General features: G+C 68.2%; 14 protein-coding genes and 1 tRNA gene. 10 read left to right on the top strand and 5 right to left on the bottom strand.

Going from position 1 to position 11915, the window contains the following annotated elements; all coding sequences use genetic code 11:
• Positions 1-8: 8 nt before the first annotated feature.
• Genes CXR44_RS18045 through CXR44_RS40985 form a run of 5 tightly spaced genes read left to right on the top strand, consistent with a single transcriptional unit; the run spans position 9 to position 4619 of the window.
• Positions 9-1253 carry an ABC transporter substrate-binding protein gene (locus tag CXR44_RS18045; RefSeq protein WP_101787224.1) on the top strand — a complete coding sequence of 415 codons (1245 nt, stop codon included), beginning with the start codon at positions 9-11 and terminating at the stop codon, positions 1251-1253.
• 3 nt (positions 1254-1256) lie between these two features.
• The gene (locus CXR44_RS18040) at positions 1257-2135 is read left to right on the top strand and encodes a carbohydrate ABC transporter permease (RefSeq protein WP_101787223.1); all 879 of its coding nucleotides are present in this window, start codon (positions 1257-1259) and stop codon (positions 2133-2135) included.
• Positions 2128-2943 carry a carbohydrate ABC transporter permease gene (locus tag CXR44_RS18035; protein ID WP_101787222.1) on the top strand — a complete coding sequence of 272 codons (816 nt, stop codon included), beginning with the start codon at positions 2128-2130 and terminating at the stop codon, positions 2941-2943. Before CXR44_RS18040 ends, CXR44_RS18035 begins: the two co-directional genes overlap by 8 nt.
• 20 nt (positions 2944-2963) lie before the next feature.
• Positions 2964-3170, top strand: coding sequence for a hypothetical protein (locus tag CXR44_RS18030; protein WP_144069997.1), 207 nt, complete (start codon positions 2964-2966; stop codon positions 3168-3170).
• A gap of 15 nt (positions 3171-3185) precedes the next feature.
• Positions 3186-4619 (top strand): tyrosine-type recombinase/integrase, encoded by a 1434-nt coding sequence (locus tag CXR44_RS40985; protein ID WP_245899242.1) that lies wholly within the window; start codon positions 3186-3188, stop codon positions 4617-4619.
• Between the two features lie 471 nt (positions 4620-5090).
• On the opposite strand, the gene CXR44_RS18020 is transcribed toward CXR44_RS40985, so the two are convergent.
• Together CXR44_RS18020 and CXR44_RS18015 are read right to left on the bottom strand one after the other, a co-directional pair.
• Positions 5091-5855 (bottom strand): class I SAM-dependent methyltransferase, encoded by a 765-nt coding sequence (locus tag CXR44_RS18020; protein WP_101787220.1) that lies wholly within the window; start codon positions 5853-5855, stop codon positions 5091-5093.
• 452 nt (positions 5856-6307) lie between these two features.
• Positions 6308-6823: a hypothetical protein gene (locus CXR44_RS18015; protein WP_144069996.1), complete on the bottom strand. Its 516-nt coding sequence runs from the start codon at positions 6821-6823 to the stop codon at positions 6308-6310.
• A gap of 276 nt (positions 6824-7099) precedes the next feature.
• Between CXR44_RS18015 and CXR44_RS18010 the strand changes: the two genes are divergently transcribed.
• On the top strand, positions 7100-7513 hold the full coding sequence (locus CXR44_RS18010) for a DUF4279 domain-containing protein (protein ID WP_101787218.1): 414 nt from the start codon (positions 7100-7102) through the stop codon (positions 7511-7513).
• A gap of 388 nt (positions 7514-7901) precedes the next feature.
• On the opposite strand, the gene CXR44_RS18005 is transcribed toward CXR44_RS18010, so the two are convergent.
• Both CXR44_RS18005 and CXR44_RS18000 read right to left on the bottom strand, forming a co-directional pair.
• A complete protein-coding gene (locus CXR44_RS18005; protein ID WP_101787217.1) occupies positions 7902-8435 on the bottom strand; it encodes a flavoprotein in 534 nt (177 codons plus the stop codon).
• Positions 8432-9355, bottom strand: coding sequence for a transcriptional regulator (locus tag CXR44_RS18000; protein WP_101787216.1), 924 nt, complete (start codon positions 9353-9355; stop codon positions 8432-8434). Before CXR44_RS18000 ends, CXR44_RS18005 begins: the two co-directional genes overlap by 4 nt.
• Before the next feature lie 39 nt (positions 9356-9394).
• Here CXR44_RS18000 and CXR44_RS40980 point away from each other — a divergent pair, with 39 nt between their 5' ends.
• Both CXR44_RS40980 and CXR44_RS40975 read left to right on the top strand, forming a co-directional pair.
• Positions 9395-9556 (top strand): hypothetical protein, encoded by a 162-nt coding sequence (locus tag CXR44_RS40980; protein WP_245899241.1) that lies wholly within the window; start codon positions 9395-9397, stop codon positions 9554-9556.
• A complete protein-coding gene (locus CXR44_RS40975) occupies positions 9553-9711 on the top strand; it encodes a hypothetical protein (RefSeq protein ID WP_245899240.1) in 159 nt (52 codons plus the stop codon). The genes CXR44_RS40980 and CXR44_RS40975 overlap by 4 nt, the downstream gene beginning before the upstream one ends.
• Positions 9712-9932: 221 nt before the next feature.
• Here CXR44_RS40975 and CXR44_RS17990 read toward each other — a convergent pair.
• A tRNA-Arg gene (locus CXR44_RS17990) sits at positions 9933-10006 on the bottom strand.
• 153 nt (positions 10007-10159) lie between these two features.
• On the opposite strand from CXR44_RS17990, the gene CXR44_RS17985 reads away from it, so the two are divergent.
• Positions 10160-10942 (top strand): phosphotransferase, encoded by a 783-nt coding sequence (locus CXR44_RS17985; protein ID WP_101787215.1) that lies wholly within the window; start codon positions 10160-10162, stop codon positions 10940-10942.
• Complete coding sequence (locus CXR44_RS17980) at positions 10926-11912, top strand: cobalamin biosynthesis protein (RefSeq protein ID WP_425437426.1); 987 nt, start codon at positions 10926-10928, stop codon at positions 11910-11912. Before CXR44_RS17985 ends, CXR44_RS17980 begins: the two co-directional genes overlap by 17 nt.
• Positions 11913-11915: the final 3 nt, after the last annotated feature.

Below are 11915 nucleotides of genomic sequence, written 5' to 3'. Positions count from 1 at the left end.
AGCCAACCATGCGTTTTCGCCTCCCCCTCGCCCTCCTCGCCGGATCAGCGGTCCTGATCGCGGGCTGCGGCTCGTCCGGAGAAACGGCCGCCTCGGGCAAGGCTACGATCAGCTACGCCATCTGGGACAAGAACGACCAGGCGAGCGCCGAGAAGATCATCGCCGCCTTCCAGCAGGCCAACCCGAACGTCACGGTCAAGCTCGAGATCACCCCGTGGGACCAGTACTGGACCAAGCTCCAGACGGCCGCGTCGGGCGGCTCCGCGCCGGACGTGTTCTGGATGAACAGCCTCAACGTCCGCATGTACGCCAAGGGCGGGATCATCGCCCCGGTCGACGAGTCGAAGGCCCAGGGCCTGCCCGCGGCGGTCGTCGACGGCTACCGTTACGACGGCAAGCTGTACGGCCTGCCGCACACCGTGAGCATCCCCGCGCTCTGGTACGACAAGAAGCTCTTCGACGCCGCCGGGGTGGCCTACCCGACCGCCGACTGGACCTGGGACGACGTCAAGGCCGCCGCCAAGAAGCTGACCGACCCGTCCAAGGAGCAGTTCGGCATCCTCGCCCACATGTGGGACCAGGGCGCCTTCTACCCCACGATGATCCAGGCGGGCGGCAACGTGCTGTCGGCCGACGGCAAGAAGAGCGGCTTCGACGACCCCGCCTCGATCCAGGGCCTGGAGTTCTGGACCTCCATGATCGAGGAGAAGGTCGCCCCCATCGCCGAGGTCTACGCCGACACCGACGTCATCACGCTTTTCCAGTCGGGCAAGTACGGCATGTTCTACGGCGGCGCCTGGCTGGCCGCCACGTTCTGGGCCAACCCCGAGGTGCGCGACCGGATCGATGTCGCGCCGCTGCCCAAGGGACCGGCCAAGGAGGCCGTCATCCTGCTGGGCCTGGCCAACGCCGTCTCGGCCAAGAGCGAGCACCCGAAGGAGTCGGCGGCCTTCGCCGAGTTCGTCGCCTCCGAGCCGGCCCAGAAGATCCTCGCCGACGCGGGCGGCGGCGCACTCTCGCTGCGCGACGGCACACAGGAGGGCTGGTACAAGGCCTTCCCGTCGTTCCACCTGAAGGAGACCTACGACGCGTCGATGCCGCACGGCGTGCCGTACCCGGTGTCGCTGAACACCGCGCAGTGGCAGGACGTGCAGAACAAGCTGCTCGCCGAAGCCTGGGCGGGCAAGCGGCCGGTAGCCGAGGCCGCCAAGGAGATCGCCACGCAGATGAACGAGATCCTGGCCAAGGAGTAATTGATGCACACCAGGCGCGAGTGGGCGTGGGGGTACCTCCTCATCGCCCCGATGGCGCTGGGGCTGGCCGTCTTCTACCTGTGGCCCATCGTCCAGACCCTGTTTCTCAGCTTCACCGAGTCGGGCGTCTTCGGCGGTTACACCTGGGTGGGGACGGCCAACTTCACCGACCTGTCCGTCGACGAGGAGATGTACGGCGCGCTCGGCAACACTCTGCTCTACGCGGTGCTGGTGCTGGCGGGCGTGCCGCTGTCGATCGTCGTCGCGGCGCTGCTCAACGTCCCCGGGCTGCGCGGGCTGAGCCTGTACCGGACGCTCTACTTCCTGCCCGTGGTCACCATGCCCGCCGCAGTGGGCCTGACCTGGAGCTACCTGTTCAACGGCGACTTCGGCGTGATCAACCACCTGCTCGGCTACCTCGGCATCGACGGGCCGTACTGGCTCGGCGACCCCGACTTCGCGATCTACGCCATCGCGGTCGTCGGGATCTGGAGCTCGATCGGCTACAACGCCGTGTTGTTCCTGGCCGGGCTGCAGGGCATCCCGCGTCACTACTACGAGGCCGCCGAGATCGACGGAGCCGGGCGGCTGCGGCAGTTCCTCCGCATCACGCTGCCGCTGCTCACGCCCACGACCTTCTTCGTCCTGGTCATCACGATGATCAACGCGTTGCAGGTCTTCGACCTCGTCTACCTCATGGTCGACCCGAAGAGTCCATCCCTGGAAGGCAGCCGCACGATCGTCTACCTCTTCTACGAGAAGGGCTTCGTACAGAACCAGCGCGGCCTGGCCGCGGCGATCGCCGTCGTCCTGCTCGGGATCATCCTGGCGCTGACCGCGATCCAGTTCAGGCTCCAGAAGAAGTGGGTGCACTATGAGTAAGCCTCGGACCTGGCCCGCGCACGTCTTCCTGGCGGCGGGCGCCCTGGTCATGCTGGCGCCGTTCGCCTGGCAGCTCATCGTCGCCCTGCAGACGCTGACCGACTCGCTGCGCGTACCTCCGAAGTTCACGCCCTCCTGGCAGTGGTCGAACTTCGTCGACGTGTTCCGGTCGGTGCCGCTGGCCAGGCAGTTCGTCAACACGGCCGTGGTCACCGCCGCCGTGACGGCCGGGCAGCTGCTGCTGTGCTCGCTGGCGGCCTTCGCCTTCGCCCGGCTGCGCTTCCCCTTGCGCGGCATCCTGTTCATGGCCTTCCTGGCCGTGCTGATGGTGCCCGGCGAGCTGTTCCTCATCCCGCGCTACGAGATCATGCAGGGGCTCGGCTGGCTGAACACCCTGCAGGCGCTGATCGCGCCGGGTGTCTTCGGCGCCTTCGGCACGTTCATGCTGCGGCAGTTCTTCCTGTCGCTGCCCAAGGAGCTGGACGAGGCGGCGGCCATCGACGGGGCCAACCCGCTGCAGATCTACTGGCACATCCTGCTGCCGCTGGTCAGGCCGGGCCTGCTGGCGCTGGGCATGTTGACGGTCATGTGGTCGTGGAGCAGCCTGCTTTGGCCGCTGGTGGTCAACACCGACCCCGAGATGATGACGCTCTCGGCGGGGCTCGCCTCGCTGCGCGGGCAGTTCCTGACGAACTACCCGATCCTGTTCGCGGGGTCGGTCGTGGCGTCGCTGCCGGTGATCGTGCTCTTCGTGGTCATGCAGCGCCAGCTGATCGCGGGGATCGCGTTCACGGGGTCGAAGGGATGACCTCGGCCGGCGCCGCCTGCATGACGCCCAGATGCCCGACCCAGAGCGCAGGCTCGGCACGCTGCGGCCGCACGACGCCCGCCACCCTCGCCTACAGCCTGTCGCAGACCTCCGGCCACAACCGGGCCGAGCTCGAGCGGCGCCTGGGCCATGCCAACGACCGCTACCTGCGCCTGTACACCAACCCGCCCGACGACATCGCAGCCGGCTACATCGAGGGCCTGTGACCCAGCGCTGATTCAGTGGCTCGCGGCCCTGGAGGACGCCGCCTGACCTACGACGTTCGCGTCTACAGGACCGAGGCCTACAAGGGCAAGAAGGCCAGCACGTACTACGTCCGCTGGAAGGTGGGGAAGCAGCCGTGGCGTAAGCCGTTCCGCAACGCGGCGCAGGCCGCCACCCGCCGGGGCGAGATCCAGGCCGCCGCACGGAAGGGAGAGGCGTTCAGTCTGCTCACCGGTGAGCCGGTCTCCTGGAACCGCACGGAGCGCCCGGACATGACCTGGTACGGCTTCGCCTGCAAGTTCGTGGACATGAAGGGGAAGAGCGCGTCGGCGAAGTACCGCCAGGACATCGCCCGCGCGCTCACGGCCGCGACTCCCGCCATGCTCTCGGGCGGGCGGGGCAAGCCGGCTGACCTCGCGCTCCGCACGGCGATGCGCCGCTGGGGCTTCAACACCAAGCAGCGTGATGAGGCGTCCGGGGAGGTGGCCGACGCGCTTCGCTGGCTGTCGGCGAACACCCGGCCCGTGTCCGCGCCGGCCGATGATGCCGTTCTGGTACGAACCCTGCTGGACACGGCTACGTGCCGACTCGACGGCAAGCGGGCAGCCACCAGCACCGTTCTCCGGAACAAGACCATCCTGCAGAACGCTCTCGACTACGCCGTCGAGCTGAAGCTCCTTCCGGTGAATCCGCTCAAGGGCATCAAGTGGAAGGCGCCCAAGACCAGCCACGAAGTGGACCGTCGCAGCGTGGTCAACCACGTCCAGGCTCGCGCCCTGCTGGCCGCCGTAGAGGCTCAGGAACCGAGCGGCAAGCGTCTGGTGGCGTTCTTCGCCCTCATGTACTACGCGGGGCTGCGTCCGGAGGAGGTCGTCAACCTGCGTGACCACAACGTCACCCTCCCGCCCTTGGTGCTGAACGAGGAGACCGGCGAGTGGGAGGAGTCCGGGGAGTGGGGAGATCTGCGCTTCGCCAAGGCGGCCCCGTTCGCCGGGCGGGAGTGGACCGACGACGAGACACTCCGCGAGGAGCGCGCTCTGAAGCACCGGGCGGATGGGCACACCCGGCCCGTGCCGATTCCGCCCGTCCTGGTCCGGATTCTCAGGGCGCACCTGGCCGCACCGTACGGCAAGGCCGCCGACGGCCGGCTGTTCTCCGGCGTGCGCGGAGGAGAACTGCCCAGCATCACCTACCGGCGCGCCTGGGCCAAGGCCCGGCAGGACGCCCTCACCCCAACGAAGGTCGCCTCCCCACTGGCCAGGAGGGTCTACGACCTCCGCCATGCCTGCGTCTCGACGTGGCTCAACGCGGGGGTACCGCCCACACAGGTAGCCGAGTGGGCCGGCCACAGCGTGGAAGTCCTGCTCAGGATCTACGCCAAGTGCATCGTCGGCCAGGACGAAGCCGCCAAGCGCCGGATCGCCGACGCGCTCAAGGAGGACGCCGAGTGATCGGGAACCGCCCCGAGAACTTGCGCACGTATTTGGCACAGCCAACCGCAGTCACCCGCCGCTGACCGCACACCACCGCACACACCAAGAGAGCCCCGGACCCGCGTTCCCGCTGGTCAGGGGCTCTTTTGTGCTGCTCACAGAACGCGCGCCCTGCAGGATTCGAAGCTGCGACCGTCGGATTAGAAGTGGAGTGTGGCTGGTGAGTCGGCTGGCGGCGTGACCTGCCATCTTCCATGGTGTCGAGCAAGCCAGGCTGAGACCATTCCGTGCATGTTCCGGATCTTCCGGGGATGCCATCCCCCATCACCAGTAGGGGTCCCAGATGGCCGACTGTTCCAACGAGAGCGGTCTCGGGCGTAGTGAGCTATACACCGCTGACCCGCTCGGCAAGGTGTGAGTGAGCGTTTCAGTTGACGGGAATCGTCCACTGAAACGCTCAATCACCGCAATTGATCTTTACAGGCGCCGTTAACCGGCTTCGAGAACGAAGAACAGGAAGCACAGGAACCTCGGGCCGGTGATCTCGCGGAACTCCTCGGGAAACACCTCGCGGGCTTCCGGCACAAACGGCGGTTCGCTGATGACGCTGATGCGAAAGCCAGCCGCGGTGAAGGCCTCGGTCATCGCGTGCAGCGGCCGGTCCCAGAAGCTCATCTGGCCGGTCTGCCCGCCCATGGTCCATTCTTCGGTCCGGTTGCGGGTCTCGAAGTACTTGGGCTTTTCCCCGGCCATGCGCAGCATGAGGGTGCTCATGAATGGATGATCGACCGAGAGGAGGAGTCTGCCACCAGGCCTCAGCACGCGTCGCAGCTCGGCCAGCGTCGGTCCCCAGTCCTCCAGGTAGTGCAGCACCAGGGACGCGATGACGTCGTCAAACGCCTCGTCGAGAAAGGGCAGTGGACCGGCCAGGTCAACGACCCGCAGATCCGCGTCGGCGCCCAACCGCCGTCGGGCCATCTCCAGCATCCCGGCGCTCGCGTCGATGCCGGTCACGATGGCACCTCGATCGCGCAGCGCGGAGAACAGGGGACCCGAGCCGCAGCCGGCGTCGAGGATACGCCTTCCGGTCACGTCCCCGGCGAGCTCCAGCATCGCGGGCCGTTCGTAGTACGCGTTCAGGAGGCTGGTCTCGTTCTCGGCCGTGTACCCCTCGGCGATCCTGTCGTAGTCGTTGAATCGCGACGAAGATGCGGGCTCAACATGTTTCTCGGGCATAGCAGACATGCGGGCCATTGTGGCCCATCGATCACGGGCAGCGCAGGCGTACGGCCTGGTTGCCGTGATTGAGCGCTTCGATCGGCGAAATCGCCACGCTGTTTAGTAACGGTCTGCTTACGTTGGACTGAAGTCGATCACCCTCCTAACGGGCGCGCAACATGGCACGACGCCAGACCCACCGCCCAAACCGCATTAGCAGCTCGGATCTCGGCCGTCCGGATCAGTTCAACCTGGACCACCTGGCCATGCTGGTTCTACTGGAACGGCGCTGTACGAGGCTGGATTGCAACCAGAGCTGCAACTAGAGCTGCCCTCGGCCGGGGGTCATCCGTGTGGACGCAGCCCTCCAACGTCTGGCCCTTCCTGCTCCAGCTGAACCCAGCCGGGCCGATGTGCGGACTGTTGCACGCCGCTACGCCGGGAACCGTGGCGACGAGCAATCCCATCATGGTTATGCGAGCCGCCGGTCACCAGCACATCCAGCAGTAGAGCAATTGATCGCTTTCTCTCGCTCGACGAGCCAAACCGACAAGGTCCTTGATGAGCGACAGCATGTAACCGTCGTCATCGTCGGTGAAGTGTGAGAACTCCTCGATGGCCGCCCATTGTTCGGCCAGTGCCGGCAAGCGTGCGTCGTCCACATCGGCAAGCACGTCGCGTACCTTCACCGACAGCTCCGCGATTCCCGGCCCATCCACGTATGGAGAGTCCTCCGGCAGGGCATCCCACTCCTCGTCGCTTCGCGGGGCCCCCTCCGGGGGCGGGTACAGATCCTCGGTCTCGACCAGGTCCACGGACCAGCCCACTTCGCACGCGAAGGCCACGAGTTTGCCCAGGACCACCATAGGGTCGATCCATTTGGTCTCCACCACGTCGAACACCGGGACCCCACGAGAGGCGTCGGCGATCACACGCGAATGCTCTGGATGGACGGTCGCCGCGACGCGGTCCGGGGCACGGTAGTACTCATAGAAAACACCCACGAAAGCGCTCCTGTGCTGGTCTTGCACCATGGTCAACTCTTCGATGGACGGACACGGTAGAGCACGCGACCGACATTTCCGCGCAAGCGAAGCTGCCTGCCTAAAGGGGCGGGGCCGTTGGGCGACAGTCGGAAGGCTGTAAAACCGTCGGATCAGCCTACGCAAGTTCCAACCTTGCACCTGCCACACCTGGCACGACGATCATGCGCTGGTCCTGTGATTGCCCTTTCAAGTCATGCAGGCGTCCGCCAACCCTTGAACCGCTACCGTATCCACGTGGTCGTCGAGCAGCAGGTCTACTTCATGATCCAGTCCGATGAACTGGATCCTGGGCAGATCGCCCAATACGTAGGTGTCGAGCCGACTCGGTCTGAGGCGAAGGAGTCACGACGCGGCGGGAAGAGTGGGCGCCTGATACCGCCACGACACGAATGGATGCTCGACTCCGGTCTTGCGGGGACCACCTCACTAAATGAGCAGGTGGAAGCTGTGATGAATCAGTTAGCCGGCGCCTGGGATCGAATCGGAGAGCTGACCGCTGGTGGCGCAGCGGCCACGTTGGTCATGCTTCGGTCGTTCGAACCGGGAGAGCACTCCAGCCTGCGAGGGCTCGTTCTCGACGAAGAAGCCATCAGTATTCTTCACAGAGCTGGCGCCGATCTGTGGATCGACGAGTACGACTTATCGTAGGGCTGGCAATGAGGACGCTCGCACGGTAACGGAGGGCTCGGAGTGCACGAACTGAGCGCTGAGCCTGATCGCCGTCTACCGTTTATAAGGTGATCAGCCACGTTGCCCGGTGGGCCGGGGCTGAGGGACGAAGCCCTGGACCTTCGATCGCCCCCAGCCACGTACAGCGGCCAGCCACGCTATGGCGATCGTGGGGGCGCATCTGTGCGGCGGCGTGGCAACCTTGGTCGGAGCGTTCGGTCCCTACGGCGCGGCTGGCTTGCGGTACCCGGCCCGGTGTCCCGCCGCCGTCCGGGACCGGCCCCCAGGGCCGCACGCCCGGACGGCGGGCGGGCGGAGGGCCGGGGGTACGGCGGCGCGCCGCGCCGCCGCCTTGATACCTAACAGATCAATTCGGCAAGTTCTCCAGTGCCGCAGCCCAGGGGTAGCTGTCGATGCGTTCCGCTCCGGAGCTTGGCGGGTGCGGCTCGAACTGGCCTGGGCCGAGCAGGACGCGGACGCCTTCGGCGCGGAGTTGGTCGACGCTGCGTTGGAACGGTGTGCGTGAGGCCAGTGCTGTGTTGACGAAGGGCAGGATCACCACCGGGATGCCGAGTCCTGGGGCTTCGGACAGGAGGCCGAGGGCGTAGGTGTCGGCGATGCCGTGGGCGAACTTGTTGATGGTGTTGTAGGTCGCGGGGGCGACGATGATGGCGTCGGCCCTGGGGGACTTGGGTTCGTGGGGCTTGCGGTACTGGCTGCGGACGGGGCGGCCGGTCTGCTTCTCCAGTTCGGTGACGTCGATGAAGTCGAGGGCCGATGGGGTGGCGATGATCTGGACGGTCCAGCCGGCGTCTTGGGCGAGGGTGACGAGGCGTCCGACGTCGGGGGCGGGGCCGGCGGCGCAGACGATGATGTGGAGGACCTTGCCGGGTTGGGTCACGCGATGACTCCCAGGGTTGCCGCGTACTCGTCGGCTTCGCGGCGGACGCTGATCGGGGCGGTTGCCAGGATGTCACGTACCAGCCGGAGGGCTGCGGGGCGGCCGGTGATTTCCTCGGGGGCGATCTCGCCTGCGGCGCGCAGGATGTGCAGGGCCTTGTCGTGCTGGTTCCACATGAGGAACGCGCGGGAGGTGTCGAGCAGCAGCGTGGCCTTGCGTTCGTTGATGGGGAGCTTGTCCAGCTCGACCTGGCGGGCGTAGTCGATGGCGGTGCCGGCGTCGCCGAAGCGCAGGGCGACGTTGACCCGGTGGCACAGGACGTTGTTGGGGCCGAACGCGGTCCACATGTGGTTGGCGTCGTGGCCGAGCCGGGTGCCGGCCTCGGCGGCTTCGTCGAGGAGTTCGGCGGTGTTGTGCCGGTTGCCGGTGTTGGCGGCGGCGATGGCTCCGCGTAGCAGCAGAGACCCGTAGATGGACAGGTCGTCCGGGGATGGGGTGGTGAGGTCGGCGTCCATGCGTTGGGCTGCGCCGCGTGCGTTGTCGGTGGCGGCGCGGTGGTGTCCGCCGTCCATAAGGGCGTGGGTGATGATGCGGGAACTTGAACCGATCATGAGCGGGCTCTGGCTGGCGTGCACGGCTTGGACACTGCGGTCCGCGGCGAGCCATGCCAGGCCCTTGTCTTCCTGCTTGAGCAGGATGGAAGCGGTCACGTGGTACGCCTCGGCGCACAAGGCGTGAGCTCGTAGCCGGTCGTCGCCGTGCAAGGATGCGCAGGCGGCGCGGAGCCGGCGCAGGAGGACCGGCAGTTTGGCGGTCACTTCGGCGTATCGGCACGCCTGGTAGTTGCGTTTGGCGGCGGCGACCGCGCCCGCGAGCGCTTCGATGTCGATGGGGCCGTCTGCGGGAGTGGAGTAGTCCACGAGTACGGCGGCGATTCTCTCGATGTCCTGTTCGGCGCTTTGGGCGGGTTCGGGCTGGGACAGCTCAGCACGCCCGTCCCGGCCGGCCTCGTCGCCTGGGCGCTGACCGACCGCGCCGGCTTCGCCCGCTGGGTGGGCTACCGGCTGCTGGCCTGGTGGCGGCTCGTCTGGTCTACCGGCGTCACTGGCACCCGGTCATGACCGTCTCCGGCCTCGGCCGGCACCTGCGAGGCCGCGACTACCTGCCCCGGCTCGACAAGGTCACCTGCACCTCCTGGGCCGACACCGTCACCGTCCGCATGCTCTGCCAACGGGACGTCGCCAACCGGCGCATCCTGGAAGCACTCGCGGCGTGACCACAACCCACGGCAGGACCCCGGGACATCTCGGGGTCCTTTCGCCGTTCCGGGGCTCGAAACCGCCGCACCGACCTGGGCAAACGCTCCTGCGAGCATTCCGCGTATGTTCCGTGACCACTGGCACAGGGCTGCTCGCGGCGGCCTCCCGCTGCCTGCCGCGCCACGCCGCCGATCATGCAAAAGACCAGCTCAGACGGTGTTTGAGCTGGTCTTGGTTGCGCGCCCTGCAGGATTCGAACCTGCGACCGTCGGATTAGAAGTCCGGTGCTCTATCCAGCTGAGCTAAGGGCGCTCCCGCCTTATTGTGCATGATCCGGCGACGTGTCACGCACACGTTCTGCCGGTGCCAGCGTGCCGTGCCCATCCGTCTGCCCGGTGTACGGGTGGTTACGGTCGCCGAAAACGCCAGGCGGGAGCCGTACATATGGGGCTAAGGTGTCGTGGCATGGTCGCGACGCTCCTCCATGAGATCCCTCTTCAGGGCGGGGACGTGACAGACGGGGTGGTGCGTGTCGGTGACACCGTGCGCAGGCCCGTCGGCCCGTTCACACCTGCCGTGCACGCCCTGCTCCGCCATCTCGAGGCCGCCGGTTTCGACGGGGCGCCGCGGGTGGTGGGCGTGGACGAGCTGGGACGCGAGGTCCTCACGTACCTGCCCGGGACGACGGGGTTGCGGGCGGCGGTCGTCGGGGACGAGGCGTTGGCGGGGGTGGCGGGGCTGCTGCGGGAGTTCCACGACGCGACCGCCGGGTTCCCGCTGGAGCGGGGCGGGTGGCAGGCCGGGTCGAACGACGACGCGCCGCCCGAGGTTGTCGGGCACTGTGACGTGACGCCGGACAACGTGGTGTTCAGGGACGGGCGGCCCGCCGCTCTGATCGACTTCGATCTGGCGCGGCCGACGACGAGGCTGTTCGACGTGGTGACCGCGCTGCGCCACTGGGCGCCGATCGCCGACCCGGTCGACCGGCATCCGCTGCTGCGCGGGCTGGACGTCGGGGCGCGGCTGCGGTTGTTCTGCGACGCGTACGGCGTGCCGCCCCGCGACCGGCGCCGGCTGCTGGAGCTGGCCCGGCTGCGTTTCCACCGTTCGTACGACGTGATGCGCGAACGGGCGGCGACTGGCGGCGGCTGGGCCCGGATGTGGGCCGACGGGGCCGGGCAGCGCATCCGCCGGGCCGCCGCGTGGCTGGACGCGCAGGAGGAAGAGCTTCGTGTCCATCTGGTCTGAGCGGGCCCGCTCGCGCGCCGCCGGCATCGCCGCCGGGGTGCTGTTGGACGCGCTCATCGCCGATCCGCGGGCCGGTCATCCGGTGGCGCTGTTCGGCCGGGCGGCGGCGGCCGTGGAGCGGCGCCTGTACGGCGACGCGCGCCCGAACGGCGTGCTGCACGTGGTGGTGTGCGTGGGCGGTGTCACAGGCCTCGGCCTGGCTGCCGAGCGCGTACGGCATCCTGTGGCGCACGCGGCGCTGACCGCCGCCGCCACGTGGGCGGTGCTGGGGGGCACGACCCTGGCGCGGGAGGGCGCCTACCTGGCCGGGGCGCTGGAGGACGGCGACCTGGAGCGGGCGCGGGCCCGGCTGCCCCATCTGTGCGGGCGCGACCCGTCCGCGCTGGAGGCGCCCGAAGTGGCCCGCGCCACCGTGGAGTCGCTGGCCGAGAACACCTCCGACGCCGTCGTGGCCCCGCTCTTCTGGGGCGCGTTGGCGGGTGTCCCGGGCCTGCTGGCCTACCGGGCGGTCAACACGCTGGACGCGATGGTGGGGCACCGGTCGCCGCGGTACGAGAGGTTCGGCTGGGCGGCGGCGCGGCTGGACGACGTGGCCAACTTCGTCCCGGCGCGGATCACGGGCCTGCTGGCCGTGGCCGCCGCCCCTGACCGGCGCAGGGCGCTGGCCGTGCTGGCCAGGGACGGCCACCGGCATCCCAGCCCGAACGCGGGCCGGTGCGAGGCGGCGTTCGCCGGGGCGCTGGACGTCACGCTGGGCGGCGTGAACGTCTATGCAGGCCGGACCGAGCACCGTCCCGAGATGGGCGACGGCCGCAAGCCGGAGGTGCGGGACATCCGCCGCGCGGTGCGGCTCACCCGGGTGGTGAGCCTGGCCGCGGCCGGTCTCGCGGTGGCCGCGGCCTGGTCCCTGGGAAGGCGCCGCCAGCTGTTCTGTCCCATGAGGTCGGGCGCGCGGGCCGGGGCGGTGTGAGCG

Source organism: Nonomuraea indica, assembly GCF_002850745.1.
In the GTDB taxonomy this organism is placed as follows: domain Bacteria; phylum Actinomycetota; class Actinomycetes; order Streptosporangiales; family Streptosporangiaceae; genus Nonomuraea; species Nonomuraea indica.
Note: the sequence above shows the minus strand (reverse complement) of the source record. Positions and strands in the feature narration are given on the sequence as shown.